Here is a 24,976-nt window from a genome sequence, read left to right as displayed (position 1 = left end):
GCAATGACGGGGTGATCCAACTGACTCATCAGCGGATTTCGCAGCTGTCGCGCGATGACCCTGCCTTTCCGCCGGTAGTGCAGATCGGCCGGTCAAAGGCTGTCGACTACCGACTGGCCCGGCCGTACTTCGCCGGCCGAAAGTCGCGGCAGGGGCAGCGCACGGATCTGAAGCCGCCCGCTCGCCATTACCTGAAGGGCGAGGAGCGGCTGAAGGTGGCCACCGACCTGAAGCGCCGGTACGAGGCGGGGGCGACGGTCCGCCAGCTAGCCGACGAGACCGGCCGGTCCGTAGGGATGGTGTCTGATCTGCTGTGGTTCGCCGGTACGACGATGCGGCCGGGCTCGCTGGCCGACTAGTCCGCACGCGTCGAAGCCCCCGGCCGAGTGGTCGGGGGCTTCGTGCTGCGCGGGTTAGGCGTCGGGGTGGCAGCCGGGGTACGGGCACCCGGTGACGGGCTCGCCGTGGTGGAGCCGGTGCACCTCCTGGTGGTGGATGCACTGCCCGGCGACGAGGTGGTCGTGGCGGGTCTGGGTGATGGTCACGGTGCCGGGGTCGGGTGCCGTGTCGACTGCGGTCCGGAGGTCTGCGGCGAGGGCCGCGTACAGCTGCCGGTCGCCGGTCTTGAGGGCGTTCTCGGCGAACTCCTCCAGCCGGGTCGCGAACTCCCGAACGCTGGCGATGGCGGCCTCGGCATGCTCGGCGCGCTGGCACTGGTGCATGAGCTTGCTGTGGCAGCCGCTGTGGGCGAGCGCGGCTGCGGCGGTGGACTGCACGGCGGCGTCCATGGAGTCGAGCCGGTCGTACAGCTGGTCGAGGGCGTCGGACGTGAGGTCGTCCAGGGGGGTGCGGTCGGTCACGGCGTCGGCTCCTCGGTGCCGGTGATCAGGCGGTGGAGCCATGCCGCGTCCTCGGGGCCGACGTGCTGTCCGGCGGTGGGCTGGACGATGAGGCGGGTGGGCTGGCCGTCCATGTCGCGCTGGTCGTCTATGCGGACGGCCCAGGCGCAGCGGGTGGGGGCGCCGTGGCCGTCGAGGCAGACCATGCACGGCAGGTCGGGGTCGGCGGCGGCGGTGGGCCAGTCGAGCCACACGATGACGGTGTGACCGCCGTGGCCGTGGATGGTCTCGGCGTCCTCGATGCGGTCCCAGTGAACGGTCGAGGCGCGGTCGCCGCGCCAGCGGAGGGTGGCGGTGCCGTCGGGCCAGAGAACGCCGTCGGCGACGCGGCCGGTGCCGGACGCGCCGGTGACGTCGTGGTTGCGCTGGAGGTAGAAGCGGCGGGGGGTGTCGGTGTTGGGCTGGGTCATCGGGTCGGCTCCTCGGTCGGGGCGGGGGCGGTGAAGGTCTCGCAGCCGCACTGTTCGGCGAGTCCGGTGGGTACGAGGCAGCGGCCAGTACCCATGTCGTGCCAGTTCCGGGTGTGCCTGCATCCGGCGCACGGGGTGGCGAGCGTGACGGACGCCTCGGTCTCGGGCTGCTGCGCCGCGACGGCGTCCTGGCAGCAGTGGTCGCCCGCCGAGCACGGGGTGGGTATGGAGTCCGAGCGCCCGCACGGAGCGGGCGGCTGCGCCTCGTCGGCCAGGCGGCGAAGCAGACGGGCAGCCCAGCGTGCTCCGTTGTCGAACATGTCGACGTAGTCCTGCGGCAGTTCCTCGTTGTCGACGCGGTCGGCGGCTTCCCGGAGCGTGGTGGCCCGGTCGGCGCGCAGCCGCTCCACCTTGGCCTCGGCGCTCTTCAGCTCGTGGTACCAGTAGGCGCGGTCGTCCTTCGCGCGGGCGAGGTCGGCACGCAGTGCGGCCTGTTCGGCGTCCGCGACGGCCATGACGGCGTCGACCATGTGCTGCCCGCCGTCGAGGACCCAGCCGTCGTTATCGCGGATCGCGGCGGCGTACCGGGCCCGGCGGTCGGCAGGCCTGTCGGCGGGCGCGACAGGGGCAGACGCGGGCTCGTGCGTATCAGCGTGCAGGTGGTGGAGCGGGAAGTGACCGCCGCACGAGCACGGCCCGGACGTCGGCAGGACGGCCAGGACCGCGTCGGCCTGCGCCGCCGGAACGAGCGTCCGACATTCATCGAGCGCCCGCACGATGCGGTCGCGGAGGTCGGCGGCAGGCGGGGCGGTGGGCTGGTCGTAGAAGCCGCGCACGACCTCGATGGCCGCCTCCAAGCCCGTGTCCCAGCCGGACTGGTAGTGCTGCGACCCTTCCGGCGGCGGGGACTTCAGCGCGTGGATGGCGCGGGTGAGGGCGGTGGCGGTGGTGGGCTGGTCGGGCATGGTGCTCCTTCGGGTGGGATGCTGAGCGGGCGCCCCGGCCGGCTGAGACCCGGCCGGGGCGTACTGCGCGGTCATGCGGCTAGCGCGTCCGTGAAGCAGCCGCAGCCGCCTTCGTCAAACAGGTCAAGCTGGTCGGGCTGCTCCTCGATGCGGTGCCGGAGCGCGGTCGGCGTGAGCGGCCTGGTGGTACCGCCGGTGCGGTCGCGGAGGACCGACACGTCCTTGCCGAGCAGGCGACGCATCTTGATCTCGGCGGCCTCGGCTCGGGCGTACCGCTCAGGGAACACGGCCAGGAGCCGCGCCCACTGGGCCTGGCCGCCCTTCACGCAGGCGCCACCGCAGTTGTTGTGCGCGAACCCAAGCCGGTAGAGGCGGGGGTCGATCAGGCCGGCGTCGCGCGCTTCGGCGCGGAGCTGATCCTTGTTCTTCCAGGGCGGTTCGGTGAGCGGCGCCTCGACGGTCCAGGGCGCCCAGCCGTCGACGATCGCGGGCAGCCGGTGCGTCTCGGTCCAGTCGATGCCGACGTACAGGGTGGCGCTGGCCGGGTCCGTGTTCGCGGCCAGCCAGTCCCGGCAGGGCTCTTGCTTCAGTGCGTGGGAGCACTGGGCGATGCGGGTGTTGCCGAGCCACCGCTTGTCCTCGAATACCTGCCAGGGGTCGCGGCCGTCGGCGACGCGGGTAATCGGTACGCCGAGCTGGGCACTGGCTTGCTCGTTGAACGTGTACAGGTCTTCGTCCTCGGCGTTCGTGTCGGCGAACAGCAGGGTGGTGCTGGCCGCGCCGTACTGCGCGACTACGTGGCGGGCGGTGGCCCAGGAGGTGATGCCCCCGACCACATGACAACGTGCTGGCGGTCAGTCACTGGGTGCTCCTGGTCTGTGCGTTGTGGGCGGCGGTGCGGGTCTGGTGGACGTCGTGCCGGCGGGGACGGGTGCCGGAGTGGCTGGTGCAGAGCTGCCCGGGGGCGCTGCCGCAGGTGGGGCAAGCCACCGCGAGCGCGGGGAAGTGGGCGGGGCGGTCAGGCATCAGGCGCTTCAGAGGGTGGGTTGGTGGTGGACGAGCGGGAGTTCGGTCTGCCCGTCGACGTGGTGGTCGGGAAGGGGGGTGGGGATGCGAGCGGCTGTGCGGGGCTGTGAGCGCCTGCGGCAGACGGGTCCGACCCCGGCGGCCCGGGACCGCTCCGTGCGGAGCACGCGGCCGCACACCCGGCAGCACGGGGTCACCGGGCGGGCTCGGTCACGTCGGGCCGAACCGCGTACCCGGAGGACAGGAGGTACTGGCCGATGCGGTCGGTGAGCCCGGCCGGGGTCTGTTCCTCCGGGGGGACGAGCAGCCGGTAGTCGTCTATGGCGGCGTCGATGATCGCGGCAGCAGCGGGCGGGAACGGGTTCATGCGGCACGCTCCTGCTGCTCGATGCGTGAGGGGTGGGGGTCGGTGAGGCGGCCACCGGTTGCCGGGATGGTGCACGGGGCGCCGGTCGTCGCGTGGCAGTGCGGGCACGGCACGGCCAGGGCAGCGGGCCGGGGCCGTCCGAGGCCGACGGGCCGGGGCGCGCTCACGAGGCGTCCTTCTGCTGCTGCTCGAACGCGGCCAGTTCGGCGCGCTCGTCGTCGGTGAGGCGGGCGAGGTAGGCCGCGGCGGCGGCGCGGCGGTCGTCGGCGGCCTGCTGGTCGGCGGGGTCGATGGCGGGGCCGCCGTTGGCGACGCGTATGCGGGCGACGTGCGGGGTGGTGATGGGGTGCCCGGCCCGTACGCACTGCTGCCCGAGGCGGGCCCGGCACTGCGGGCAGGGGATGGACAGCGGGCTGGCGGCAGGCTCGTCCTCGTCGTCGGGGACGATGCGGCCCACGAGTTCGAGGGTGCCCTTCAGCCGGTCGGAGTCGGCGGGCGGGAGCGCGGCGCGGACTTCGGCGGGGCGGTGTCCTCCGGCGACGAGGGCGCGCTGCTGGCGCAGGTTCCGCAGGTACGCGGCGGGGTTGTCGTCGTCGGGCTGCGGCTCGTACACGAACCCGGTGAGGCGGTCGTTGCGGATCGCGGCGCGGTGGGTGCGGATGTCGTGGGGCTGGATCCACAGCCGGTCGCCGGGCCGGGCGGGGGGTGTGGCGTAGTAGCGGGCGACGGCGGCCAGGGTGTCCTGGTCGAACGGCATGCTGGCGAGGGCGGCGGCCCACGCCTCGGCAGCTGCGGCGGAGGGTTGCCGGTTGTCGAAGGCGGCGGCGTGCATGAGGAGGCGGCCGGCCTCGGCGGTGTTCATCGCTGGTTCTCCTTGGCTTCGAGTTCGGCGGTGAGGGCGGCCCATCCGGCGACGCGGGCGTCGGTGCCGGTGAGGGTGCGGCCGGTGGGGAGGTGGACGACGTTGCTGCCCGCGGTGGCCTTGCGGAGTTCGGAGAAGGCGAACTGGAGGGTGCCGCCGGTGATGGGCTTGCTGAGGTCGCCGATGCGGGTGAGCGCGGTCCAGAGTTCGCCGGGCTCGATGCCGTTGTTCAGGGCGTCGGTGATGGCGCGGCGGATGGAGTGCTTCCCCTGGGCTGTGGTGTGCCCGTACTGCTCCCACCATTTGTCGAGAAGCTGTTCTGCGGGGGACGGTTCGCGCCGTCGTGCAGGGGGGTTCTCTGATGGTTCTGTTGGTGGTTCTAGTGGGGGTTCGGGTGAACTTTGGACGGGGTTACCGGGAGTATTGTTCGGGGTTTCTGTCGCAGAGTTCGGGGTTTCGTGCTCAAAGTTCGGGGTTTCTGACCCCGATTCCCCGTCGAATGTGCGGGGTTCTTCATCGGTAACCCCGTCAGATGTGCGGGGTTTCGGAGTGATCCGGTACCGGTTCGACCGGTGCCGGCCGCCCCCGTTCTCAACCTCCAGCTCCTCGATCTTCACGAGGCTGGCGATGCCCTTCTGTACCGCCCGAGCCGACAACTTCGTCCGGTCGGCGATGTCCTCGATCGACGGCCACGCGAGCCCGTTGTCGTCCGCCCGGTCAGCAATCGCGAGCAGGACCAGCCGCGCCCCGTTGCGGGACTTCGACATCGCCCACACCCAGTTGGTGACCTTGATGCTCACGCGTTCCTCTTCCGTACGGGTTGCTGTGGTGCGGGTGGTGGCCCGGGGCGCACGGCCCCGGGCCGGTCGGTCAGCGCTTCAGCGCAAGGCGATAGATCCCGGCGACGTCCGCGAGGAGCGCGCACACCGAGCTGACGTACTGCTCGTCGGAGGCGTGGAGCGCGGCCTCGAACAGGGCGAGGCAGGTGTCGTGGTCGCCGTTGGCGTACGCGGTAAGGAACCGAACGGCGAACGCCTTCGGCGGGTCGGCCTCCATGGCACCGGGCTTCAGCTCCTGGAGGACGTATATGCCGGTGCCCGGGTAGGCGCCTGGTCGCCGTAGACGAGCCCGAGGGCGTGGGTTCCGGCGGACGCGATGGCGCAGCAGACGCCGTACATGCGGCTGTCGTTGGACGCCTGGCCGATCTTCATGAGGGTGGTGGCGGCCTCGTCGGCGTTGCCCGCGACAGCGTGCGCGAGGGCTTCGAAGATGAGGTCTCCGGTCTGTTCCTGGTCCATCAGGCGGCGCTCCGTTCGGGGGTGGTGGCGGTCTTCAGCAGCCAGGCGGTACGGGCGCGGGCGTCCATGCAAGGGGCGCACGGCGCCTCCCCGCGGTCCAGGTGGCCGCGATGCCCCGACGCCGTCCCGCAGTCCGAGCTGGTCGTCGGGCGCTTCGCCTGCGCGTTTTCCCGGTACTGCCGACCGGCCTCCGCGTGGGCCTGACGGCACGGGTTACAGATCGGCTCGTTCCGGGTGCGGTGGGTCTGGTAGCCGGAGTTCGTGCCGCACTGGGCGGTGGTCGGCTTCGGGACCTTCGACGTGCCGGTGTCGCACAGGCGCCGGTTCGCTGCGGCGTTCGCGTCTTTGCACGGCTGGCACGCGGTCTCGCCCGCCTGCCGGTGGAGTTGGTACCCGTATCGGGTTCCGCACCGGTTCTGCCCTGCCGCCTCCCGGGCGGCTTCCTTTGCCGCCTTTTCGGCCGCGCGCCGGGCGTCCCGGGTGGGCTGGTCGGAGACGTGCAGCACGCACCCGCTCAGGCCGCAGTCGGTGAACACCCGCCCCACCGGGGCGCGCCCCCGGGTCGCCCACCACACGACCTGCCCGGTGGTGAGCCGGTGGCCGTCGACCTTGACTTCCCTGCCGCCAACCCACACAAGGTGATCACCGTCCGACAGGGTGTTCGCCCGGTACGCCTGCTCGTGCGAGCCGTAGACGATGACCGGGGTCCGCGCCTTCGCGGGCTCGGTTCCGGTTGCGGCCGCGCGCTGGAGGCGTCGCCGGTACGACGACCGTTCCTGCTCGGTCATGCCGCCCAGATGCCGGACTCCGTGTGGGTCAGAGCCCACCGGCCGCACTCCTCCATGACGGGGCAGCGGCGGCAGACCTGCTTGGCTTCGCCGATCCGCACCGCCCAGAAGCCGGTTGTGCCGGCCGGGTGGAACAGGTCGGGGTCGATGTCGCGGTCGGCGCGGCGGCACTCGGCGTCGTGACGCCAGTCGTAGCTGGGCGGGAGGTTGTCGGGTGCGCGGTTCACGACGGGTCTCCCTTCAGGGTGTGGCACTCGGTGCAGGTCCAGCCGGGGTGGGTGGGCTGGTGGCGGGTGGTGAGGTGGGCGCACGCGGTGGTGTCGCACACCAGCCACCTCGACCCGTCGAGGACGCCGTGCGGGGTGAACGTCGCGGTGGCCGGGGCGCGGTGACGGCCGCGCGGTCGGAGCAGGCGGGGCAGTCTCACGACGGCTCACCCCCGGCGGTGATCTGCGGGAGCGCGAGGTGGGCCAGCGCCCCAGACCGCCACGCCTCGGCGATCAGGTCCCGGCCGTCCTTCGTCGGCCGCACCGAGTGCGACACCGACCGAGTCGCCCGGATCTCCACCCCCGGCACCGCCTCCACCACACCCGTCTCCCGGTCCGACACCTCAGCCGTACCGGCCGCCGTCATCTCGGCGAGAAGCGCGGTCGCGTAGGCGGGCCGGACCTCGGTGACGAGGCGCGAGACCACGTTGTGCGGGGAGTTGGCCCGGACCCAGGCGAGGAACGCGTCACCGTCAACCACGACCGCGGCGGGCTTCGGGTCGGTGCGGGAGATGACGGCAACCTTGCGGCCGTCGGGCAGGGTGGCGTCGACCTTGCCCACGCCGCCCTCGGTGAGCGCCGTCTGCATCTCGGCCTTCACGGCCTTGAGCCGGTCCATGACCGTGTCGGCCAGGGTTTTCAGCGCGGCCTCTTCCAAGGCCAGTTGCTGCATGTCGTTCATGGGATGCTCCTTGGTGGGGGCGCCGCAGGTTCGGGCCGCGGCGCCCCCGGTGGCGGTGGGTTAGGGGGCGGGGCGGATCTGCGCGGCGAGCGCCCGGATTGCGTCCGTGGATGCCTCGGAGAGCGGCATGCCGAGGGCCTGCTCGGTGCCCTGCTCAAAGTTCTCCAGCTGGGCAGCCTCGGCGGCCTCGCGAAGTTCGGCGACGGCGGCGGCGTAGTCGTCCTCGGGGGACAGCGCCTCGGCGACGATCTCGGCATCCACCACCTGCGAGTCGAGGGGCACGGCCCGCGTCTCACCGTCGGGACGGCTGCCCTCGTCCACCCCGGCGGCTTTCTCCTTGCCGACGGCGGCGATCTGCGCCAGGTACTCCGGCACAGCCCCATCCGCGCGGGCCTCCAGCCACAGGCGGCGGACCGTGTCAGCGTCGGCCGCCTCGTACGCCTCGTGCAGGTAGTCGCGGCCCTGCGCGGCGGTCTGCGGGGCAGCCGTCTCCCACGGGTCGGCCTCGCCCGGTTGGACCCGGCGCAGCTGCTGCTCAGCCGGGCCCGCGTTGTCCGACTGCGCCATTTCCTCAGCCGTGTACACCCCGGCCAGGTCGTGCGGGAACGCCATGCGCAGCGCGAGCGCTTCGGCGCACTTCGCCGTCATGGTCGCGGGCATCTTCACCCACAGGCCCGACGGCTTGCCGTCCTTGCCCGTCTGCACGTACTCCGAGTGCCGGGCCACCGCGCTGAACCGCTGCCCGTTCCGGATCACCGTCACCTTCGCGGCGGCCGGGGGCTCGTCGTCCAGCCACACGTCCCGCCAGCGGCCGTCCTTCGCGCACCACAGGGTGTCGTCGTAGCCGAGGGAGTGCACGGCGTCCCCGGCCGCCCGGTGGGCGATGACGCGGTAGCCGTCGATGCTGGTCTGCGGGGTGTAGACCTTGCGGCCCTGCCGGTTGTCCCACCGGCCGATCAGGTAGATCTGCCGGGAGAACGGGTCGAGGCGGGTGCGCTGGCACAGGTGGAGGAACGCGGACAGTTCGGCGGGGGCGACCTGGTTGTCGATGCCGGACTGCTGGAGGACGGCGGCCTGGTCCGGGGTCCACTGGGTCTGGTCGGGGCGGATGGCGAGGCTGCCGCCCGCCGTGGTGGCGATGTCGGTCGTGGTCATGCGAGTGCTCCGATCAGGGCGCGGCCGCCCTCGTACAGGGCCCACCACAGGCCGCCGGCGGCGGCGAGGGCGATGGGTGCGGTGATGGCGCAGGAGACGCCCTGCGCGGGGGCCTGGTCGAACGAGGCGCGGTCCTGGAGTTCGCGCAGCGACCGGCCGTTGCCGTCGGCGGGCGGGCGGCGCCACGTCCCCGCGAACGTCGACTCGCGGTCAGCCACGGGGCACCGCCTCAGCGCAGGGCTTTGTCCCACCGCTGCACGAGCAGAGTCCGTGGAGAGCAATCTCGTACGCCTGACCCCAGGTAAGGGAGGCGGACGCCCTGCCCTGCCGGATGAAGTCCTCGGCAATCTCGGCCCGGATCCTTCGCTCCACTTCGGCCGGGTCCACGGCGGCGGTCTGGTCAGCCACGGGGGGCCTCCCCGGTGAGGCGGCGCAGCGACTCCAGCGCGGCCTCGTCGTCGGCGTCGAACTCGTCGCCGTGCTCGGACATCCGGTCGGCGGCCAGCTCCAACGCGAACCGCAGGAACTGCTGCTCGGACGAGGTCAGCTCGTGGACGCCCTCCCGGGCCTTCCGGCGACCTTGCCGCGCGGACTTCCACGCGAGTCGCAGCCGGGCGTTGTCCTGCTCCTCCTCCCAGCGGGCGAGGCAGGCACCCGTCACGTCGTTGCGCAGCTGGTCCGCTTGTGGGTCCAGCCACCCGGCGACCCTCGCCCGGTCCTCGACGTTCAGCAGCAACGCGACCGGGCGCCCGTCCTCGGCGATGCACCCGACGGTGAGCAACTGCTCCTCCTCCGGCGCGGGCTCGATTGCCGCGTCGAACCGGCCGACGACGATCGGGTCGGACGTGGCCAGCACCTCCGCGTGGTGAAGGTCAACCAGCCGCCGGGCCCGGTCGATCGAGGTGAACGCGGTCAGCAGCCGCATCAGATCAGCGCGGGCGCTCATGCCTGCACCGCCGGGCGCTCGTCCGCCAGGTGCTCCAGCAGGTGGTCCAACGGGTCGATGAGGTGCCGCTGCTCCGCGAGCTCACCCGGGAGCGGGGTACCGGTCGGCATCGGGAACGGGCCGTGCTCGGCAACCGCCGCCGCCAGCGCGTCATCCTGCGGGGCGCTCATGCCGCACGCTCCGGGGCCGTCGCCGCCAGCTCCAGCATCCGCACCACGTCATCCCCGGTACGGCCGGGCTCGTCGCCCCACGCCTCGACGTGCGCCTCCAGGCTGAAGATGTCGCCGTACGTCGGGCCGCCGCCGATCGACAGGGCCAGGAACCCAATCGCCGTGTCCGCCAACTGCGACGTACGGTGCGGGTCACCCGACACCGCGCACTTGATGGCCGCGACCAACGACATCGGCCGCGCCGAATGCGGCACCGTCATCTCCCGGTCCAGCGGATCTGGGACGTAATCCCCCTGCCACAGGCCCTGCGCCTGCACGATCCGCGCCGCCGCCAGCAGCACGGCCGGCACGGTCAGCGGGCGCGGCATGATGAACCGGACCGGCAACGGATGCCGGTCCCCGCCGGGGTGTTCGTGGGGTCGGTAAGCTTCTGTTCCACGGTGTCCTCGATTTCTGATCGGGTTGAGGTGCCGTCGGGACGTCTGGCCGGGCTAGGGCTGGGCGTCCCTTGTGCGTGGTGGGTCAGGCGGCGGAACGCTGTGCGAGCGGGTCCGCCTGCTCCAGCGCCCGGAGCCAGGCCATGACGCCGTCGCGGGGGTACAAGGTGTCCCGGCCGACGCGCGTGCCCCGGGGGCCGATGCCTCGGTGCCGCATCTGCCGCACCGCGTGCGGCGTCTTACGGATGAGCGCCGCGACTTCCTTCGTCGTCATCAGGTCCGGTGCGGCGGTGGTCGTTGCCACTGTCGTCTCCGTTCGTTTCCGGTACGAGGTCAGCGATGTCGCATCCCAGGTGGGTGGCGATTCGAGCGAGAGCCTCGGGCTGAGGGTCCGTCTCCCCTCGTTCGATGCGGGAGAGGTGCGATGCGGAGATTCCGGCGGTCCGCGCGAACTTGCGCAGGCCCTGCCCGCTCGTTTCGCGTCGCTGCCGGATTCGCGGTCCGTCGGCTTTCATGACGGAGACGATACGCAACGATGCGCAGGGATGCAAGCGTTCGCGTTGGGATGGATTGAGATGGATCACGCCGCGTATAGGGCGTGTCAGTTTTCGGTCATGTTCAGGGGTTGGCATCGCGTGCCGAGGAGGGTGGCCTTACCCTGTTGCCGATCGTTGCTCGCCGTTGCGTGCATAGGGCAGTTGACACGGAGAGGGGCCTCCCCCATGAACCGCGACCCAGAAAGCTGGGCCCGGCTCGGCCGCGCACTCCGCAGCGCCCGCGAGGCGTCCGGCCTCACCCAGGCAGACCTGGCCGACGCTGCTGGCGTCTCCAGTCGCAGCATTCAGGACGCCGAGGGCGGCAAGGTCCCCACCGGCCGGCGCCCCTATACCCTCGCCCGCGTAGCCGCCGCACTCGGCTGGCCGGCCGGAGCGGTGGACGACGTCCTGGATGGTGCCGCGCCGCCGGGGGGTGACGGCCAGGACGTTCCCGTGCAGGCGCAGTTGGATGAGGAGACCGCGACCGGGGCCATCACCAACGCCATGGTCCGGGCCCTCGACAACGCCACCCCCGCAGAGATCCGCGAGGCCACCCGCCTCGCCGTGGACGCATTGCGTCGACACGGCGTCATCAGCGAGACGGATGGCGTACAACCTTCAACGAATCGTGCGAACCCGTAGTCACCAAACGGTCACTCGGCATATTCTCCGAAGTCCCCGGAGCCTGTCGCTCCGGACGAGAACGGGGACACGCATGCCTGAGCCGATCGTCATCTATGAGGAACTGGGCCCGCGCGTGGCCGCCTTCACCTGCAACACGAACGGGCGGCCCACCGCCGTCGTCAACACCCTGACCCGCACCCAGCCACGCATGCGCGTACAGGCCGCCGTTGCCATGCTCGCCTGCGGCATCAATGCGGGCCACGCACTGGGAGCGCTCCATGGGGTACGTAGCTGACCGCTGGCACAAGACCCGGCCCAAGCCGGGCGAGCCCGAGTGCGGCCAGCACAAAGGCATGGTCGCAGCCGCCGCCCACGGGAAGGGCAAACGCTGGCAGGCCCGCTACGACGACCCCAACGGCAAGGAGGTCACCAGCCTCTGGGCCACCAAGGTTGAAGCCGAACGGGAGATCAACAAGCAGGAGGCGGCCAAGCAGTCCGGCTCCTGGCTGGACCCCAAGGCCGGCCGCGTCACCGTCGAACGGTTCGCCCGGGACACATGGCTGCCCGCGCAGTCCATCAACGGCCGCTCCGAGAACGAGTACGAGGGCGCGCTGCGCCGGTACCTGTTCCCGAGTGGGGGAACAGGGAGATCCGTTCGATCAAGCCCAGCGAGGCCGGGGCGTGGCAGAAGCTCCTCATCACCAAGTACGAGCTATCGGGCAGCTACCCCAACCGGGTCGCGCGGTACGTCCGCGGTGTGTTCCGTCTCGCCGTCATCGACCGCGTGATCCCCGTCAGCCCGTTCGAGCGCATTCCTGCCCCGGCCCTGGACGAGTCCGTCGTCCAGCCGCCCGACGTGACCGAGGTGCGGCAGCTGATTGCCGCAGCGAACATCGACCGATGGCGCACCATGATCGAGGTCACCACCCTTACCGGGCTCCGGTCCGGCGAGATCCGCGGCCTGCGCCTCGCGCGCGTCGACTTCCTGCGACGCACGATGCTTGTGGACCAGCAGCTGGTGTACGAAGCCCGCAAGGGCATGTACTTCGATGAGCTGAAGACCGGCGCCGGCCTCCGGACCCTGCCGCTGACGCAGCGCACCGTGGATGTGCTGGCGGCCTACATCGAGCGGCACCCCGTGCCGCAGTCCGGCCCCGGGGCCGGACTCATCTTCACGATGCCGGCCGCCGGACTGATCGGTAAGTCCACGATCGACTACGCGATTAAGTCCGTGTGCACGAAGGCCGGGCTGGAGCCGAGGCACTGGCACGAGCTGCGCCACCACTACGCCTCGGTGCTCATCGCGGGCGGGGAGAATCCGAAGGTTGTGCAGCGGCGCCTCGGGCACAAGGACGTCATGACGACGATGCGGACGTACGCCCACCTCTTCGCGGAGGCGGAGGAGCGGACGCGCGACGTTCTGGATGCGGCGTGGGCTGAGCCGGGTGAGACTGGCGCCGAGACGGAATCCTCCGGAACGAGCGGAAGGATTCCGGAATCCCGTACGGGATACGGGGTAGTCGCCCAGCTCAGAGGCTAGTCCGGGACATCACGCGTGGATGTTCCAGGCCGAGAGCGCCTGAACCCGCACAGCCACCCACCGGATTTCTCCAACGGAGGTACGAACATGAGGAACGAAGGCGCGAAGGACAAGGTCACCGGCAAGGCGAAGGAAGCCATGGGCAAGATGACCGGCGACCGTCGCAAGGAGGCCGAGGGCAAGGCGGACCAGGCCAAGGGCAAGGCCAAGGACGCCATGGACGGTGCCCGCGACCGGGCCGACGGCGTCAAGGACTCCCTGAACGACGACAAGGACTGACCCGCCCTCGGCCGAGCCCCCACCCGTGCGGTGGGGGCTCCGTGCTGAGAGGGGTCGGTGGGGTGGTGCGACCGCACCGTGCGCGCCGGGGACGCAACGGTGCGCTCTCGCCCGGAGGAGCGGGCACGACTAGGGTCCTTCGTTTGGATCAAGCCGGAGGAGGCAGCCATGGTACGGCGATGGGTGCCCGCGCTCGTTCTCTGCGGCGCGTGGTGGTGGGCCGTGCTGCGGCTGATGCTGGCCCCGGCGCACGCGGGGGTGGTCGAGGGAGCGGTGGTGGCGGGCGGCTGGGGGCTCAGCCTCCTGCCGGTGCATGTGGCCGCGACTGCCAGACCCCTCGGCATCTTCGACGCGGGCACGGGCCTGCTGCGGCGCGGCACGGCGTGGGCCCGCAGACGGGTGGGGGCGTGGCGGCGGTGGGTGGTCAGGTAGGGGCTGGAGCGGTCGCTCCGGCTGCGCGCCGGCGGGGCTGGGTGCGTCAGGCGGGCCCCGGGCCGGCCTGGCAGCTGGGACACCAGTACGCGGGGCGGTCGTCCTGTTCGGCCGCGCGGATGGGGGTGCCGCAGCGCAGGCAGGGGCGGTGCGTCCGGCCGTAGACCCAGAGGCTTTCGCTCGGCCTGCGGGTGCGGGCCGCTGCGCTCGCGACGGTACGGGAACGGCCCCCGGCCGTCGTGATCCGGTTCGGGCGGTCGCGGTTGGCGTCGAGCAGCTGGTGCGCCGTGCTGACCAGCAGAGTGGCCGTCCGGGCGGGCAGCTCGCCGATGGGCAGCCAGGGGGTGGCCCGGGCCAGGAAGCAGAGCTCGGCCTTGTAGATGTTCCCGATCCCGGCCAGGTTGCGCTGGTCGAGCAGGGCCTCGCCGAGCGGGCGGGCGGGGTCGCTCAGGAGATTCCGCAGCGCCGTGTCCGCGTCCCAGTCCGGCCCGAGCAGATCGGGGCCGAGATGGCCGACCGCCTGCTCCTCGTCCTGGGTGCGCATGAGCTCCAGGACCGGGAGGCGGTAGCCGACGGCGGTGTGGGCCGCGTTGCCCAGGACGGCGCGGATCTGGTGCGCCGGGCCGCCGCGCCAGCGCTCGCCCGGGTCGTAGATCCGCCAGGCGCCGTCCATCCGGAGGTGGCTGTGCAGGGTGAGACCGCCCTCGATCCGGGTCAGCAGGTGCTTGCCCCGGGCGGTGACGTCGAGGACGGTCCGGCCCGTGAGGTCGGCGGTGGCGAACCGGGGGACGCGGAGGTCGGACGTGGTGAGGGTCTGTCCGGCCAGCGCGCGATGCAGCCGCGCGGCGGTCTGCAGGACGGTGTCTCCTTCGGGCATGCCTCCATGATGCGTGGGGCGGGGGGCTGTCGTGCGCGGTGTGGCGCCCTCAGGCGCGCAGGCGCAGGCCCCTTGGGGTGGCGAGGAAGCCGGCCGCCTCCAGCGTGCGCCCCAGGGGCGAGGTCAGGGACGAGGCGCCGTTGGTGCGCTCGACGGTCACCGTGCCGAGGGCCCCGGCGCGCGCGGCCGAGGCCAGCGCCCCGGCCGCCGCCCGGAGCGCAGGGTCGTCCGGATCGGTCGGCCAGGCGAGCAGCGTCTTGCCGCCGCGCTCCATGTACAGCGTCAGCTCACCGTCGACCAGGACCACGAGCGAGCCCGCCTTGCGGCCCGGCTTGTGCCCGGCCCCGTCCGGCGGCTCCGGCCACGGCAGGGCGGCCCCGTACGCATTGGCCGGGTCGGCCGCCGCGAGGACGAGGGCGCGGGGGTCGGCGCCCGGCTCCGTACGGTCCCGGGCCGTGGACACCGCGCGGAGTCGGTCCACCGCGCCGTCCATCGCGAACTGGGCGGCCCCCAGCCCCTCCACGACGTACCCCCGGCGCGCCTGCCCGTTGTCCTCGAAGGCCGACAGCACCCGGTACGCCGCGGAGAAGCCGCCCTCGACGCCCTCGGCCTGTACCGCGCCCCGGGTCACCACCCCGTGGCGGTCCAGCAGCGTGCGCGCCAGGGCGTGGGCGCGGTGCGTGGGCTCGGGCTCGATGGCCGGCAGCAGGGACCAGCGGCCCGAGACCGTGGGCGGCCCGGTGCGCGAGGCCGGGCGCGCGGCGGCGGTGAGGGTGCCGTAGCGGCCGCGCGGCACGTTCCGCCGGGCGCGGTGCGCGGTCGAACCGGCCGTGCGGCCCGAGCCCAGGAGCGAGCGCAGCGGCGCCAGGGTGTCGTTGGTCAGGCGGCCGGACCAGGCGAGGTCCCACAGGGCGTCCGCCAGTTGCGGATCGGTGCAGTCGGGGTGGGTGGTGGCGCGGACCTGGTCGGCGATCTGGCGGAAGAACAGGCCGTAGCCGCCGCCGAGCGCGGTCAGCACGGACTCGTGCAGCGCGCTCAGCTCCAAGGGGCGCGGCGGTGGGAGGAGCAGGGGCGCGCTGTCCGCGAGATAGAGGGAGATCCAGCCGTCCTTGCCGGGCAGGGCGCCCGCGCCGGCCCAGACGACCTCGCCGGTGGTGGTCAGCTCGTCCAGGAGCGCGGGGGTGTATCCGGTGACCCGGCCGGGCAGGACGAGCCGTTCCAGCGCGGAGGCGGGGACGGGCGCCCCCTGGAGCTGTTCGACGGCGCGGGCCAGCCCGTCGATGCCGCGCAGGCTGTTGCCGCCGAGATGCTGCCACTGCGGCAGGAACCCGGCCAGGGCGGCGGGCGGGACCGGCTCCAGCTCATGGCGGAGGGCGGCCAGCGAACGGCGCCGCAGCCGCCGCAGCACCGTGGCGTCGCACCACTCCTGGCCGATGCCGGCGGGGTGGAACTCGCCCTGGACGATGCGGCCCGACGCCGCGAGCCGTTGCAGCGCCCCGTCCGTGACGGCCGTGCCGAGGCCGAACCGGGCCGCCGCCGCGGTGGAGGTGAACGGGCCGTGCGTACGGGCGTAGCGGGCGAGGAGGTCGCCCAGGGGGTCCTTCACCGGCTCGGTGAACGCCTCGGGGACGCCGACCGGGAGCGCCGTGCCCAGGGCGTCGCGCAGCCGGCCCGCGTCCTCGATCGCCGCCCAGTGGGCCGCCCCGGCGATCCGGACGCGGATGGCGCGGCGGGCGGTCTCCAGCTCCTTGGCCCAGGCGGGCCCGGCCCCCCGCTCGGCCAGCTCCTCGTCGGTGAGCGGGCCGAGCACCCGCAGCAGGTCCGCGACGCCCTCGGCGTCCTTGACCCGGCGGTCGTCCGCCAGCCACTGGAGCTCCCGCTCCAGCTCGGTCAGCACATCGGCGTCGAGCAGTTCGCGCAGTTCCGCCCGGCCCAGCAGCTCGGCGAGGAGCCGGGAGTCCAGGGAGAGCGCGGCGGCGCGCCGCTCGGCGAGCGGCGAGTCGCCCTCGTACAGGAACTGGGCGACATAGCCGAAGAGGAGGGAGCGGGCGAATGGGGAGGGCTCCTGGGTGGTGACCTCGACCAGGCGGATGCGCCGGGCCTCCAGGTCGCCCATCACCTCCGTGAGCCCCGGCACGTCGAAGACGTCCTGGAGGCATTCGCGGACCGCTTCGAGAACGATGGGGAAGGAGCCGAACTCGGAGGCGACCTGGAGGAGCTGCGCGGCCCGCTGGCGCTGCTGCCAGAGCGGGGTGCGTTTGCCGGGGCTGCGGCGGGGAAGCAGCAGCGCCCTGGCCGCGCACTCGCGGAACCGCGAGGCGAACAGGGCGGAGCCGCCCACCTGGTCGGTGACGATCTGCGCGATCTCGCCCTTGTCGAAGGCGACGTCGGAGGCGCCGACCGGGGGCTGGTCGCTGTCGAAGGCGGTGTTGGCCGGGGCGAGCGGCGCGGCGGCGCCCTGACCTGGCTCCTGGCCCGGGTCCTGCGCCGGGTCGAAGTCCAGGAGGTCGAGGCCCATCATGTCGGCGTCGGGCAGCCGCAGCACGATCCCGTCGTCGGCATGCATGACCTGGGCGTCCATCCCGTACCGCTCGGCGAGGCGGGCGCTCAGCGCCAGCGCCCAGGGGGCGTGCACCTGCGCGCCGAACGGGGAGTGCACGACGACCCGCCAGTCGCCCAGCTCGTCCCGGAAGCGCTCGACCAGGATGGTCCGGTCGTCCGGGACATGACCGCAGGCCCGGCGCTGCTCGTCCAGATACGCGAGGACGTTGTCGACGGCCCAGGTGTCAAGACCGGCGGAGAGCAGGCGGTCACGGGCGTCCTCGGGAGAGAGCCCGCCCAGCTCGCGGAGGAAGGCCCCCAGGGCGCGGCCCAGCTCCAGCGGGCGGCCCAGCTGGTCGCCCTTCCAGAACGGCAGCCGCCCGGGGACACCGGGCGCGGGGGAGACGAGGACCCGGTCACGGGTGATGTCCTCGATCCGCCAGGAGGTCGTGCCCAGCGTGAAGACGTCGCCGACCCGGGACTCGTAGACCATCTCCTCGTCCAGCTCACCGACCCGGCCGCCGCCCTTCTTGGGGTCCGCTCCGGCGAGGAACACCCCGAAGAGGCCACGGTCCGGGATGGTCCCGCCCGAGGTGACGGCGAGGCGCTGCGCACCGGGCCGGCCCGTGACCGTACCGGCGACACGGTCCCAGACGACGCGGGGCCGCAGCTCCGCGAAGGCGTCGGACGGATAGCGGCCCGCGAGCATGTCGAGCACGGCCGTGAACGCCGACTCGGGCAGCGAGGCGAAGGGGGCGGCCCGGCGGACCACCGCGAGCAGGTCGTCCACCTGCCAGCTGTCCAGGGCGACCATCGCGACCAGCTGCTGGGCCAGCACGTCCAGCGGATTGGCCGGGACGCGCAGCGCCTCGATGGAGCCCGTCCGCATCCGCTCGGTGACCACGGCCGCCTGCACCAGGTCGCCCCGGTACTTAGGGAAGACGACACCGGTGGAGACCGCGCCCACCTGGTGGCCGGCGCGGCCGACGCGCTGGAGGCCCGAGGCGACGGAGGGCGGCGACTCGACCTGGATCACCAGGTCGACCGCGCCCATGTCGATGCCCAGCTCCAGGCTGGAGGTGGCGACGACGGCGGGCAGCCTTCCCGCCTTCAGGTCCTCCTCGACCTGGGCGCGCTGCTCCTTGGAGACCGAGCCGTGGTGGGCGCGGGCGAGCAGGGCGGGAGCGCCCTTGGCCGCGCCGGACTCCGCCATGATCTCGGCGGGGGAGTGGGCCTCCGGCATCGTCTCGCCGGTGGCCCTCTCGTACGCGATCTCGTTGAGCCGGTTGCACAGGCGCTCCGCGAGGCGGCGGGAGTTCGCGAAGACGATCGTGGAGCGGTGCGCCTGGACGAGATCGGCGATCCGCTCCTCCACATGCGGCCAGATCGACGGCTTCTCGGCCTCCCCCGAGGTGTCGTCGGTGGCGGGGGAACCGCCCAGCTCGCCCAGGTCCTCGACGGGCACGACCACCGACAGGTCGAACTGCTTGCTGGACGGCGGCTGGACGATCTCCACCTTGCGCTGCGGGGAGAGGAAGCGCGCCACCTCGTCCACCGGCCGGACGGTGGCCGACAGACCGATGCGCCGGGCCGGCCGGGGCAGCAGCTCGTCCAGGCGCTCCAGCGATACGGCGAGATGGGCGCCGCGCTTGGTGCCCGCGACCGCGTGCACCTCGTCCAGGATCACCGTCTCGATGCCGGACAGGGCCTCGCGGGCCGAGGAGGTCAGCATCAGGAACAGCGACTCGGGTGTCGTGATCAGGATGTCCGGCGGGCGGGTCGCCATCGAGCGGCGCTCGGCGGCCGGGGTGTCGCCCGACCGGATGCCCACCCTGACCTCGGGCTCGGGCAGCCCCTGGCGCACCGACTCCTGGCGGATGCCGGTCAGCGGTGAGCGCAGATTGCGCTCCACGTCGACCGCGAGCGCCTTGAGCGGTGACACGTACAGCACGCGGCAGCGCTTCTTCGCCTCGGCCGGCGGGGGGACGGCCGCCAGCCGGTCCAGGGCGGCGAGGAAGGCGGCCAGCGTCTTGCCCGAACCGGTCGGCGCGACGACCAGCACGTCCGATCCCTCGCCGATCGCCCGCCAGGCACCTTCCTGCGCGGCGGTCGGCGCGCTGAAGGCCCCCGTGAACCAGCTGCGGGTGGCGGGGGAGAAGGAATCGAGCGCGGAGCCGGTCATGCCCCCATCGTGCACCCCGCCACTGACAACGGCCCCGACAACCGCCCGGCGGGCCGCGGGACAGGCGGCTCGCCCGCCCGCGAGCTGGGAGAATCCCCCCATGGCAGGAGCACAGCAACCGGGGGAGTGGGCGCGGCACTGGAGTTACGCGGAGCTGCCCGACCTCGACCTGCTGCGGGCCCGCTACATCCGGCACACCTTCCCGCGCCACAGCCACGAGGGCTATGTCGTCGCCACGGTGAGCCATGGCGTCGAGGACATCGGAACACCCGGCGGCACCCTGCACGCGGGCCCCGGGACCGTCGTCATGATCAACCCGGAGGTCCCGCACACCGCCCGGGCGGGTGTCCCCGAAGGCTGGGTGTACGACACGCTCTACCCGTCCGCGCAGGTGGTCAACGACATCGCGGCCGATACGACGCGTCTGCGGGGCACCGTCGGCTTCGCCGAGACCGGGGTGGCCGATCCGTACGCGGCCCGGCTGATAGCCGAGGTCCACCGGGCCGCCGAGGAGGGCAACGCCCTGGCCGCCGACAGCGTGCTGCGGGTCGTCGTCACCCGCCTGCTCACCCGGCACGGCACCGCGTTCCCCGTGTCGGCGCCCCGCGCCGCCGGGGCCCGCGACGCGGTGCGCGCCCGTGCCCTGCTGGAATCCCGGATGGCCGAACCGCCGACCCTGGAGGCGCTGGCCGCCGAGCTGGGCACGAGCCCGTTCGCGCTGCTGCGCGCGTTCAAGAAGCAGTACGGGATGCCCCCGCACACCTGGCTCACCGACGCCCGGGTGCGGCGTGCGCGCCGGATGCTCGACGCGGGCACGGCCCCCTCGGTCGCGGCGGCGGAAGTCGGCTTCACCGACCAGCCGCATCTCAACCGTCACTTCACCCGGATCGTGGGAGTGACCCCCGGCGCCTACCAGCGCGAACGTGCAAGAACGTACAAGACCGGTCCGGACCGGCCCCGGTAGCGTGCGAGACGTGGCAAAACAGACAGCACCCCCCTGCACCACCGCCGATCCGCCCGGCGGCAGCACACTCGACGCCGGGACCAAGCCGGACTCGGCCGTCGTACGCGACGCGCTCGGCGTCGGCATAGCCGTCGGCCTCTCCGGCTTCGCCTTCGGCGTCACCTCGGCGGGCTCCGGCCTGAGCCTGCTCCAGACGTGCGCGCTCAGCCTGCTCGTCTTCACCGGCGCCTCCCAGTTCGCCCTGGTCGGCGCGCTCGCCGCCGGCGGCAACCCGTACACCGCGGCCGCCGGGGCCTTCTTCCTCGGTGTGCGCAACGCCTTCTACGGCCTGCGGCTCTCCCAGCTCCTCGCGCTGCCGCGCGCCCTGCGCCCGCTCGCCGCCCAGTGGGTCATCGACGAGACCACCGCCGTGACGCTGCCCCAGCCCACCCGGCGGGCCGCGCGGATCGGCTTCACCGTCACCGGGCTCACCCTCTACGTGCTGTGGAACCTGACCACCCTGGTGGGCGCCATGGGCGCCGAGGCGCTCGGCGACACCGATGCCTGGGGGCTCGACGCGGCCAGCCCGGCCGTCTTCCTCGCGCTGCTCGCCCCGATGCTGAAGTCCACCACGGAGCGCGTGACGGCGGGGCTCGCCGTCCTGCTCGCCCTCGGTCTCCTGCCGGTGCTGCCGGCCGGGGTGCCCGTGCTGCTGTCCGCGCTGGCCGCGCCCGTCGTCCTGTTCCTGATGGGGCGGGCCAGGCGGGACGGCACGGGCAGAACCGAGGCGGAGGACGCCGGTGCGACCCGTGCGGAGGGCGGCCGATGAACGTCTGGATCGCCATCGCGCTGACCTTCGTCGGCTGCTACCTGGCCAAGCTGCTCGGCCTCCTGGTGCCCGCCGGCGCACTGGAACGCCCGCTGGTGCAGCGCCTGGCCGCCCTGCTCCCGGTGGCCCTGCTGGCCGCGCTCACCGCCCAGCAGACCTTCGGTGACGGACAGCACCTGACACTGGACGCCAGGGGCGCGGGGCTGGCCGCCGCGGCGCTCGCCCTTGTCCTGCGCGCGCCCTTCCTGGTGGTCGTGGGTGCTGCCGTGGCCGTCACGGCGGGGGTGCGCGCGCTGGGCTAAGCGTGTCCAGCCCGGGAGTGTAAGGGGCATGCCTCCTGGGGCTTGCCCCTTACCGGCGCGCCCTTCCCGGCAGTGGTGTCCTTCAAGCCGGGACGCGCCCTTCGAGCCAGACCGGCCGTCACGCCGGCACGCGGCCGTGCGCCCTCAGCGTTTCCAGCGCCCTGAGGGTCACCAGGGGCCGCCCCTCCAGCGCCGTCCCGGGTGCCCACTGCCGCCAGGTGACCGGCCAGCCGCCGTCCGGCTCCTGCGCGGCGGCGAGATGGTCGAGCGAGCGCTCCATCTCGGTGTCGGAGAACCACCGCCGGGCGAGCGATGCGGGTGTACGGGCGTAGTCGTACGGGAAGTGCTGCTCGCCCGGTGCGTATCCGGGGGCCACCGGGTACTCCGCGCGCCGGTCCGGATCGAGCACGGCCAGTCGCTGGTCGCGTACCAGCCGCCCCAGCCGTTCGGCGGCGGCCTCCGCCCGGGACCGGTCCGGCACCCCGTCGAGGAAGGCGACCGCCGCCTCGATCTCGTACGGATGCGACACCTCCAGGGCCTCGACGGCCGCCCAGCAGAAGTCGGTCGCCCGGAAGAGCCAGGCATGCCACACCTCGTTGCGGTGCAGCAGGCCGACGACGGGTCCGGTGGCCAGCAGCTCGGCCGGCGGGTCGTCCACGATCGGGATGAAGGGGGCCGCCGGATAGTCGCGCTGGGAGGGCAGCAGCGCGGGCAGGGCGCCCTCCTTGGTGGACACCTCCGTCAGATACCGGCAGATCCGCTCCACCCGCAGACCGCCGCACCGGCCGATGGAGTCGAGGACGCTGAGCGCGTGGGCGGTGTGCAGGGGCTGACTGACGGGACCCCGGAGATCCGGTTCGAGCGCGTGGCCGTAACCGCCGTCCTCATTGGCATACGCGGTGAGGGCCGTCTCCACCGCGTCCGCTCCTCCCTCCAGGTATTGATGGGCGAACCGCCGCTGTTCGAGGACACGGGCCGTGAGCCAGATGAACTGCTCGGCCCGGTCGAGGGGACTTGTTCCAGTTGCAGCCATGGACCGACCGTAGGGCTTCGGGCCCCCGAGCAGGGCGGATGCGGCCCGGCTGCACTCTCAGGAGCGGGATACTGAAGGCATGCGGTTGACGATTTTCTGGGAACGGATGGCGGACCACTTCGGCGCGGCCTACGCGGACTCCTTCGCACGCGACCATGTGATGGCCGAGCTGGGCGGACGTACGGTCCATGAGGCGCTGGCGGCCGGCTGGGAGGCGAAGGACGTCTGGCGCGGGGTGTGTGCCGCGATGGACATCCCCGCCGACAGACGCTGACGCCGGGGCGGGAAGGCCGCCTTCCGGGGTGCGGGAGGGATTGTCACCCACATAGGCGAGACTTGCTCCGTGGCACCCACAGACGAGACCGCTCAGATCCAGCCGCCGCGCACGCCGCCCGTACCACCGGCCGTACCGCCGGCCCCGCCGTCCGGCGCGGGGCCCGCCCGCATGCCCGCCTGGCTGCCGCGTGCCATGGTCCTCGCTCTCGCGCTCTACGCCTGCTTCCGGCTCGGCAGCTGGGCGTTCGACCAGCTCATCGGCCTGCTGATCAATGTGCTGATCGCCTTCTTCCTGGCGCTCGCCATCGAACCCGCGGTGAGCCGGATGTCCGCCCGCGGCATGCGCCGGGGCCTCGCCACCTTCCTGGTCTTCCTCGCCGTGATGATCGCCGGAGCCGGCTTCGTCGTGCTGCTCGGCTCGATGCTCGCGGGCCAGATCGTCGACATGGTGGAGGACTTCCCGAAGTACCTCGACTCGGTGATCAACTGGGTCAACCAGACCTTCCACACGGAACTCTCCCGCGTCGAGGTCCAGGACAGCCTGCTGCACTCCGACTGGCTGCAGAAGTACGTGCAGAACAGCGCGACCGGAGTGCTCGACGTCTCGGCGACCGTCCTCGGCGGCCTCTTCCGCCTGCTGACGATCTTCCTGTTCTCCTTCTACTTCGCCGCGGACGGTCCCCGGCTGCGGCGCGGGCTGTGCTCCGTACTGCCGCCCGCCCGCCAGGCGGAGGTGCTGCGGGCCTGGGAGATCGCCGTGGACAAGACCGGCGGCTACCTCTACTCGCGCGGCCTGATGGCGCTCATCTCCGGCGTCGCGCACTACATCCTGCTGGCCGCCCTCGGTGTCCCGTACGCTCCGGCGCTCGCGGTCTGGGTCGGGCTCGTCTCCCAGTTCATCCCCACGATCGGCACGTACCTCGCGGGCGCTCTGCCGATGCTGATCGCCTTCACCGTCGATCCCTGGTACGCGCTCTGGGTCCTCGGCTTCGTCGTGGTGTACCAGCAGTTCGAGAACTACATGCTCCAGCCCAAGCTCACCGCGAAGACGGTGGACATCCACCCCGCCGTGGCCTTCGGCTCGGTCATCGCGGGCACGGCCCTCATGGGCGCCGTCGGCGCGCTGATCGCCATCCCCGCGGTGGCCACGCTCCAGGCGTTCCTCGGCGCGTACGTGAAGCGCTACGACGTCGCGGACGACCCGCGCGTCCACGGCAGCCGCCCCGGCGTGCGGGGCGAGCCCCTGTGGACGCGCCTGAGACGAATGCGTACCGCCTTCGCGGGCGAGGACGGCGGCCGGGAGGGCGACGGGGAGACGGACGGCGGCGCCCCGGAGGAGCCGGGCGGGCCTTCCGGACCGAGCGGCACCTGAGGCGCTCGTCCCGCTGGAGCGGACAGGGCGGGCCCGTAGGCTCAGGCGCGGGATCTCGTGCCGACCTGGGGGAACATGGAGTGGCTGTCCCTGGCATCGGCGGCCGTTGCCGTCTGCGGTGCGGCGGCGGCCGCGCTCTTCAGCTACTGGCAGCAGCGCCGCCTGCGCTCCCGCGAGCAGCGCGATTACATGGACCGGTACGGGGCCTCCCTGGCCTGGGCCGCGTTCGATCTGCAGAGCAGGCTTTTCAACATCCTGCACGGCCATGACATCGATCAGGACCCCGCGCGCGGCAACGGTTTTCTGACGAGCTTCCTCACTCGGGGCACCCCGCGCGAGGCGGACTTCGTCCGGCGCAGCACGGTCTTCGTGCTGGCCGAGTACCTGGGCTGGGTGGAGATCCTGCGCCGCGACGTCCAGTTCCTCGACCTGGGCAGGAGCCGCCTCAACGCGCGGGTCATGAGGCAGATCTCGCGGATCGGCAGCAGCCTCTCCAGGATCGACACGGCGAGTAACGAGCTCCGGCTGTTCGGCGCCCAGCAGCGGGCCGTCGGTGAGCTCATGGTCCATCCCGACGGTGAGCCGGGCCGCCGCCGCTGCCTGGGTTACGCGGAGTTCTGCTCGAAGCTGGAACAGGACCGGGAGTTCGCCGCGTGGTTCTCCGATCCGCTGGCGGACGTGGACAGGCTCGCGGCTGACACGGCCCGGGCCGTCGGCCGCCTCAAGGACCTCCAGGTCGAACTGGTCGCGCTGATCGATCTGCTGGACCCCCGGCGGGAACGCTTCCCCCAGTTCAGGCTCGCCTACAGCCCCCGCCGCCGCTCCCGGGGCTGAGCGGACCGCGTCTCCGGCCCGGCCGTGGAGGGGCGGCGTGGTGCGCTTGACACTAAAATCGAACATCCATTCTCATGGGATTCCGGCCGGGTTTTCCCGGGCCCG

General features: G+C 72.6%; 37 protein-coding genes and 1 pseudogene. 13 read left to right on the top strand and 25 right to left on the bottom strand.

All coding sequences use genetic code 11. The features are described from left to right. The first annotated feature begins 167 nt into the window (after positions 1-167). Positions 168-359 (top strand): helix-turn-helix domain-containing protein, encoded by a 192-nt coding sequence (locus NEH16_RS33850; protein ID WP_374215706.1) that lies wholly within the window; start codon positions 168-170, stop codon positions 357-359. 54 nt (positions 360-413) lie between these two features. Here NEH16_RS33850 and NEH16_RS07810 read toward each other — a convergent pair whose 3' ends face one another. From NEH16_RS07810 to NEH16_RS07710, 22 genes and pseudogenes are all read right to left on the bottom strand, one after another. Further along, complete coding sequence (locus NEH16_RS07810; RefSeq protein WP_265540475.1) at positions 414-860, bottom strand: hypothetical protein; 447 nt, start codon at positions 858-860, stop codon at positions 414-416. Further along, complete coding sequence (locus NEH16_RS07805) at positions 857-1,309, bottom strand: hypothetical protein (RefSeq protein ID WP_265540473.1); 453 nt, start codon at positions 1,307-1,309, stop codon at positions 857-859. The genes NEH16_RS07810 and NEH16_RS07805 overlap by 4 nt, the downstream gene beginning before the upstream one ends. Next, positions 1,306-2,274, bottom strand: a complete 969-nt coding sequence (locus NEH16_RS07800; RefSeq protein ID WP_265540471.1) for a hypothetical protein — start codon at positions 2,272-2,274, stop codon at positions 1,306-1,308. Before NEH16_RS07800 ends, NEH16_RS07805 begins: the two co-directional genes overlap by 4 nt. Before the next feature lie 71 nt (positions 2,275-2,345). Then, on the bottom strand, positions 2,346-3,110 hold the full coding sequence (locus NEH16_RS07795; RefSeq protein ID WP_265540469.1) for a hypothetical protein: 765 nt from the start codon (positions 3,108-3,110) through the stop codon (positions 2,346-2,348). A 22-nt stretch (positions 3,111-3,132) separates the two neighbouring features. After that, positions 3,133-3,300 (bottom strand): zinc finger domain-containing protein, encoded by a 168-nt coding sequence (locus NEH16_RS07790; RefSeq protein WP_265540467.1) that lies wholly within the window; start codon positions 3,298-3,300, stop codon positions 3,133-3,135. Between the two features lie 8 nt (positions 3,301-3,308). Beyond that, a complete protein-coding gene (locus NEH16_RS33845; RefSeq protein WP_430523743.1) occupies positions 3,309-3,467 on the bottom strand; it encodes a DUF6011 domain-containing protein in 159 nt (52 codons plus the stop codon). A 26-nt stretch (positions 3,468-3,493) separates the two neighbouring features. After that, positions 3,494-3,667: a hypothetical protein gene (locus NEH16_RS07785; protein ID WP_265540465.1), complete on the bottom strand. Its 174-nt coding sequence runs from the start codon at positions 3,665-3,667 to the stop codon at positions 3,494-3,496. Next, positions 3,664-3,834, bottom strand: a complete 171-nt coding sequence (locus NEH16_RS07780; protein ID WP_265540463.1) for a zinc finger domain-containing protein — start codon at positions 3,832-3,834, stop codon at positions 3,664-3,666. Before NEH16_RS07780 ends, NEH16_RS07785 begins: the two co-directional genes overlap by 4 nt. After that, a complete protein-coding gene (locus tag NEH16_RS07775; protein ID WP_265540461.1) occupies positions 3,831-4,529 on the bottom strand; it encodes a zinc finger domain-containing protein in 699 nt (232 codons plus the stop codon). Before NEH16_RS07775 ends, NEH16_RS07780 begins: the two co-directional genes overlap by 4 nt. Next, positions 4,526-5,329 (bottom strand): helix-turn-helix domain-containing protein, encoded by an 804-nt coding sequence (locus NEH16_RS07770; protein ID WP_265540459.1) that lies wholly within the window; start codon positions 5,327-5,329, stop codon positions 4,526-4,528. Before NEH16_RS07770 ends, NEH16_RS07775 begins: the two co-directional genes overlap by 4 nt. 70 nt (positions 5,330-5,399) lie before the next feature. After that, positions 5,400-5,585 carry a hypothetical protein gene (locus NEH16_RS07765; RefSeq protein WP_265540457.1) on the bottom strand — a complete coding sequence of 62 codons (186 nt, stop codon included), beginning with the start codon at positions 5,583-5,585 and terminating at the stop codon, positions 5,400-5,402. An 11-nt stretch (positions 5,586-5,596) separates the two neighbouring features. Continuing rightward, positions 5,597-5,827 carry a hypothetical protein gene (locus tag NEH16_RS07760; RefSeq protein ID WP_265540455.1) on the bottom strand — a complete coding sequence of 77 codons (231 nt, stop codon included), beginning with the start codon at positions 5,825-5,827 and terminating at the stop codon, positions 5,597-5,599. Positions 5,828-6,561: 734 nt separating this feature from the next. Beyond that, a pseudogene (locus NEH16_RS07755) lies at positions 6,562-6,842 on the bottom strand (WhiB family transcriptional regulator); the annotation flags it as partial. Further along, complete coding sequence (locus tag NEH16_RS07750) at positions 6,839-7,042, bottom strand: hypothetical protein (RefSeq protein WP_265540453.1); 204 nt, start codon at positions 7,040-7,042, stop codon at positions 6,839-6,841. The pseudogene NEH16_RS07755 and the gene NEH16_RS07750, both read right to left, overlap by 4 nt. Continuing rightward, positions 7,039-7,563 carry a hypothetical protein gene (locus tag NEH16_RS07745; protein ID WP_265540451.1) on the bottom strand — a complete coding sequence of 175 codons (525 nt, stop codon included), beginning with the start codon at positions 7,561-7,563 and terminating at the stop codon, positions 7,039-7,041. The genes NEH16_RS07750 and NEH16_RS07745 overlap by 4 nt, the downstream gene beginning before the upstream one ends. A gap of 60 nt (positions 7,564-7,623) precedes the next feature. Then, on the bottom strand, positions 7,624-8,718 hold the full coding sequence (gene bet, locus NEH16_RS07740) for a phage recombination protein Bet (protein ID WP_265540449.1): 1,095 nt from the start codon (positions 8,716-8,718) through the stop codon (positions 7,624-7,626). Then, positions 8,715-8,936, bottom strand: coding sequence for a hypothetical protein (locus NEH16_RS07735; RefSeq protein ID WP_265540447.1), 222 nt, complete (start codon positions 8,934-8,936; stop codon positions 8,715-8,717). Before NEH16_RS07735 ends, bet begins: the two co-directional genes overlap by 4 nt. Positions 8,937-9,118: 182 nt before the next feature. Further along, entirely contained in the window at positions 9,119-9,664 is a 546-nt protein-coding gene (locus NEH16_RS07730) for a hypothetical protein (RefSeq protein WP_265540445.1), read from the bottom strand. Beyond that, positions 9,661-9,834: a hypothetical protein gene (locus NEH16_RS07725; RefSeq protein WP_265540443.1), complete on the bottom strand. Its 174-nt coding sequence runs from the start codon at positions 9,832-9,834 to the stop codon at positions 9,661-9,663. Before NEH16_RS07725 ends, NEH16_RS07730 begins: the two co-directional genes overlap by 4 nt. Next, positions 9,831-10,220, bottom strand: coding sequence for a DUF6197 family protein (locus tag NEH16_RS07720; protein ID WP_265540440.1), 390 nt, complete (start codon positions 10,218-10,220; stop codon positions 9,831-9,833). The genes NEH16_RS07725 and NEH16_RS07720 overlap by 4 nt, the downstream gene beginning before the upstream one ends. 136 nt (positions 10,221-10,356) lie before the next feature. Then, positions 10,357-10,575: a helix-turn-helix domain-containing protein gene (locus tag NEH16_RS07715; RefSeq protein ID WP_265540438.1), complete on the bottom strand. Its 219-nt coding sequence runs from the start codon at positions 10,573-10,575 to the stop codon at positions 10,357-10,359. Then, a complete protein-coding gene (locus NEH16_RS07710; RefSeq protein WP_265547103.1) occupies positions 10,511-10,786 on the bottom strand; it encodes a helix-turn-helix domain-containing protein in 276 nt (91 codons plus the stop codon). Before NEH16_RS07710 ends, NEH16_RS07715 begins: the two co-directional genes overlap by 65 nt. A gap of 207 nt (positions 10,787-10,993) precedes the next feature. On the opposite strand from NEH16_RS07710, the gene NEH16_RS07705 reads away from it, so the two are divergent. From NEH16_RS07705 to NEH16_RS07680, 6 genes are all read left to right on the top strand, one after another. After that, complete coding sequence (locus tag NEH16_RS07705; protein ID WP_265540436.1) at positions 10,994-11,449, top strand: helix-turn-helix transcriptional regulator; 456 nt, start codon at positions 10,994-10,996, stop codon at positions 11,447-11,449. Positions 11,450-11,522: 73 nt separating this feature from the next. Continuing rightward, positions 11,523-11,726 carry a hypothetical protein gene (locus NEH16_RS07700; protein WP_265540434.1) on the top strand — a complete coding sequence of 68 codons (204 nt, stop codon included), beginning with the start codon at positions 11,523-11,525 and terminating at the stop codon, positions 11,724-11,726. Continuing rightward, positions 11,710-12,219, top strand: coding sequence for a hypothetical protein (locus tag NEH16_RS07695; protein WP_265540432.1), 510 nt, complete (start codon positions 11,710-11,712; stop codon positions 12,217-12,219). The genes NEH16_RS07700 and NEH16_RS07695 overlap by 17 nt, the downstream gene beginning before the upstream one ends. Then, positions 12,189-12,971 carry a site-specific integrase gene (locus tag NEH16_RS07690; RefSeq protein ID WP_265540430.1) on the top strand — a complete coding sequence of 261 codons (783 nt, stop codon included), beginning with the start codon at positions 12,189-12,191 and terminating at the stop codon, positions 12,969-12,971. The genes NEH16_RS07695 and NEH16_RS07690 overlap by 31 nt, the downstream gene beginning before the upstream one ends. Before the next feature lie 87 nt (positions 12,972-13,058). Next, complete coding sequence (locus NEH16_RS07685) at positions 13,059-13,250, top strand: CsbD family protein (RefSeq protein WP_073967370.1); 192 nt, start codon at positions 13,059-13,061, stop codon at positions 13,248-13,250. Positions 13,251-13,418: 168 nt separating this feature from the next. Further along, the gene (locus NEH16_RS07680; protein WP_073967371.1) at positions 13,419-13,682 is read left to right on the top strand and encodes a hypothetical protein; all 264 of its coding nucleotides are present in this window, start codon (positions 13,419-13,421) and stop codon (positions 13,680-13,682) included. A gap of 46 nt (positions 13,683-13,728) precedes the next feature. Here the strand turns inward: NEH16_RS07680 and NEH16_RS07675 are convergent, their stop codons facing one another. Further along, positions 13,729-14,559 carry a DNA-formamidopyrimidine glycosylase family protein gene (locus tag NEH16_RS07675; RefSeq protein ID WP_265540427.1) on the bottom strand — a complete coding sequence of 277 codons (831 nt, stop codon included), beginning with the start codon at positions 14,557-14,559 and terminating at the stop codon, positions 13,729-13,731. 49 nt (positions 14,560-14,608) lie between these two features. Then, positions 14,609-19,282 (bottom strand): Lhr family helicase, encoded by a 4,674-nt coding sequence (locus NEH16_RS07670; protein WP_265540425.1) that lies wholly within the window; start codon positions 19,280-19,282, stop codon positions 14,609-14,611. A gap of 100 nt (positions 19,283-19,382) precedes the next feature. On the opposite strand from NEH16_RS07670, the gene NEH16_RS07665 reads away from it, so the two are divergent. Genes NEH16_RS07665 through NEH16_RS07655 form a run of 3 tightly spaced genes read left to right on the top strand, consistent with a single transcriptional unit; the run spans position 19,383 to position 21,356 of the window. Then, positions 19,383-20,246 carry an AraC family transcriptional regulator gene (locus NEH16_RS07665; protein ID WP_265540424.1) on the top strand — a complete coding sequence of 288 codons (864 nt, stop codon included), beginning with the start codon at positions 19,383-19,385 and terminating at the stop codon, positions 20,244-20,246. Between the two features lie 10 nt (positions 20,247-20,256). After that, positions 20,257-21,054 (top strand): AzlC family ABC transporter permease, encoded by a 798-nt coding sequence (locus NEH16_RS07660; RefSeq protein WP_265540422.1) that lies wholly within the window; start codon positions 20,257-20,259, stop codon positions 21,052-21,054. Then, positions 21,051-21,356: an AzlD domain-containing protein gene (locus NEH16_RS07655; RefSeq protein ID WP_073967375.1), complete on the top strand. Its 306-nt coding sequence runs from the start codon at positions 21,051-21,053 to the stop codon at positions 21,354-21,356. The genes NEH16_RS07660 and NEH16_RS07655 overlap by 4 nt, the downstream gene beginning before the upstream one ends. A gap of 118 nt (positions 21,357-21,474) precedes the next feature. On the opposite strand, the gene NEH16_RS07650 is transcribed toward NEH16_RS07655, so the two are convergent. Then, on the bottom strand, positions 21,475-22,389 hold the full coding sequence (locus NEH16_RS07650; protein ID WP_073967376.1) for a hypothetical protein: 915 nt from the start codon (positions 22,387-22,389) through the stop codon (positions 21,475-21,477). Positions 22,390-22,468: 79 nt separating this feature from the next. Here NEH16_RS07650 and NEH16_RS07645 point away from each other — a divergent pair, with 79 nt between their 5' ends. The 3 genes from NEH16_RS07645 (at position 22,469) to NEH16_RS07635 (ending at position 24,871) form a co-directional block, all read left to right on the top strand. Continuing rightward, positions 22,469-22,663, top strand: coding sequence for a DUF3046 domain-containing protein (locus NEH16_RS07645; RefSeq protein ID WP_073967377.1), 195 nt, complete (start codon positions 22,469-22,471; stop codon positions 22,661-22,663). Between the two features lie 171 nt (positions 22,664-22,834). Beyond that, positions 22,835-24,037 (top strand): AI-2E family transporter, encoded by a 1,203-nt coding sequence (locus NEH16_RS07640; RefSeq protein WP_265547101.1) that lies wholly within the window; start codon positions 22,835-22,837, stop codon positions 24,035-24,037. Between the two features lie 57 nt (positions 24,038-24,094). Beyond that, complete coding sequence (locus tag NEH16_RS07635) at positions 24,095-24,871, top strand: hypothetical protein (protein WP_265540419.1); 777 nt, start codon at positions 24,095-24,097, stop codon at positions 24,869-24,871. The last annotated feature ends 105 nt before the right edge of the window (positions 24,872-24,976 follow it).

This window comes from Streptomyces drozdowiczii (genome assembly GCF_026167665.1).
Classification (GTDB): Bacteria; Actinomycetota; Actinomycetes; order Streptomycetales; family Streptomycetaceae; genus Streptomyces; species Streptomyces drozdowiczii_A.
Note: the sequence above shows the minus strand (reverse complement) of the source record. Positions and strands in the feature narration are given on the sequence as shown.

What these genes read in the sequence shown, in the direction of transcription:
- NEH16_RS07805 (WP_265540473.1), bottom strand. Translation starts at nt 1,309, where the DNA reads ATGACCCAGCCCAACACCGACACCCCCCGCCGCTTCTACCTCCAGCGC.
- NEH16_RS07800 (WP_265540471.1), bottom strand. Translation starts at nt 2,274, where the DNA reads ATGCCCGACCAGCCCACCACCGCCACCGCCCTCACCCGCGCCATCCAC.
- NEH16_RS07790 (WP_265540467.1), bottom strand. Translation starts at nt 3,300, where the DNA reads ATGCCTGACCGCCCCGCCCACTTCCCCGCGCTCGCGGTGGCTTGCCCC.
- NEH16_RS07785 (WP_265540465.1), bottom strand. Translation starts at nt 3,667, where the DNA reads ATGAACCCGTTCCCGCCCGCTGCTGCCGCGATCATCGACGCCGCCATA.
- NEH16_RS07775 (WP_265540461.1), bottom strand. Translation starts at nt 4,529, where the DNA reads ATGAACACCGCCGAGGCCGGCCGCCTCCTCATGCACGCCGCCGCCTTC.
- NEH16_RS07765 (WP_265540457.1), bottom strand. Translation starts at nt 5,585, where the DNA reads ATGGAGGCCGACCCGCCGAAGGCGTTCGCCGTTCGGTTCCTTACCGCG.
- NEH16_RS07760 (WP_265540455.1), bottom strand. Translation starts at nt 5,827, where the DNA reads ATGGACCAGGAACAGACCGGAGACCTCATCTTCGAAGCCCTCGCGCAC.
- NEH16_RS07745 (WP_265540451.1), bottom strand. Translation starts at nt 7,563, where the DNA reads ATGAACGACATGCAGCAACTGGCCTTGGAAGAGGCCGCGCTGAAAACC.
- bet (WP_265540449.1), bottom strand. Translation starts at nt 8,718, where the DNA reads ATGACCACGACCGACATCGCCACCACGGCGGGCGGCAGCCTCGCCATC.
- NEH16_RS07730 (WP_265540445.1), bottom strand. Translation starts at nt 9,664, where the DNA reads ATGAGCGCCCGCGCTGATCTGATGCGGCTGCTGACCGCGTTCACCTCG.
- NEH16_RS07725 (WP_265540443.1), bottom strand. Translation starts at nt 9,834, where the DNA reads ATGAGCGCCCCGCAGGATGACGCGCTGGCGGCGGCGGTTGCCGAGCAC.
- NEH16_RS07710 (WP_265547103.1), bottom strand. Translation starts at nt 10,786, where the DNA reads ATGAAAGCCGACGGACCGCGAATCCGGCAGCGACGCGAAACGAGCGGG.
- NEH16_RS07705 (WP_265540436.1), top strand. Translation starts at nt 10,994, where the DNA reads ATGAACCGCGACCCAGAAAGCTGGGCCCGGCTCGGCCGCGCACTCCGC.
- NEH16_RS07700 (WP_265540434.1), top strand. Translation starts at nt 11,523, where the DNA reads ATGCCTGAGCCGATCGTCATCTATGAGGAACTGGGCCCGCGCGTGGCC.
- NEH16_RS07695 (WP_265540432.1), top strand. Translation starts at nt 11,710, where the DNA reads ATGGGGTACGTAGCTGACCGCTGGCACAAGACCCGGCCCAAGCCGGGC.
- NEH16_RS07685 (WP_073967370.1), top strand. Translation starts at nt 13,059, where the DNA reads ATGAGGAACGAAGGCGCGAAGGACAAGGTCACCGGCAAGGCGAAGGAA.
- NEH16_RS07680 (WP_073967371.1), top strand. Translation starts at nt 13,419, where the DNA reads ATGGTACGGCGATGGGTGCCCGCGCTCGTTCTCTGCGGCGCGTGGTGG.
- NEH16_RS07675 (WP_265540427.1), bottom strand. Translation starts at nt 14,559, where the DNA reads ATGCCCGAAGGAGACACCGTCCTGCAGACCGCCGCGCGGCTGCATCGC.
- NEH16_RS07670 (WP_265540425.1), bottom strand. Translation starts at nt 19,282, where the DNA reads ATGACCGGCTCCGCGCTCGATTCCTTCTCCCCCGCCACCCGCAGCTGG.
- NEH16_RS07665 (WP_265540424.1), top strand. Translation starts at nt 19,383, where the DNA reads ATGGCAGGAGCACAGCAACCGGGGGAGTGGGCGCGGCACTGGAGTTAC.
- NEH16_RS07655 (WP_073967375.1), top strand. Translation starts at nt 21,051, where the DNA reads ATGAACGTCTGGATCGCCATCGCGCTGACCTTCGTCGGCTGCTACCTG.
- NEH16_RS07650 (WP_073967376.1), bottom strand. Translation starts at nt 22,389, where the DNA reads ATGGCTGCAACTGGAACAAGTCCCCTCGACCGGGCCGAGCAGTTCATC.
- NEH16_RS07645 (WP_073967377.1), top strand. Translation starts at nt 22,469, where the DNA reads ATGCGGTTGACGATTTTCTGGGAACGGATGGCGGACCACTTCGGCGCG.
- NEH16_RS07640 (WP_265547101.1), top strand. Translation starts at nt 22,835, where the DNA reads ATGCCCGCCTGGCTGCCGCGTGCCATGGTCCTCGCTCTCGCGCTCTAC.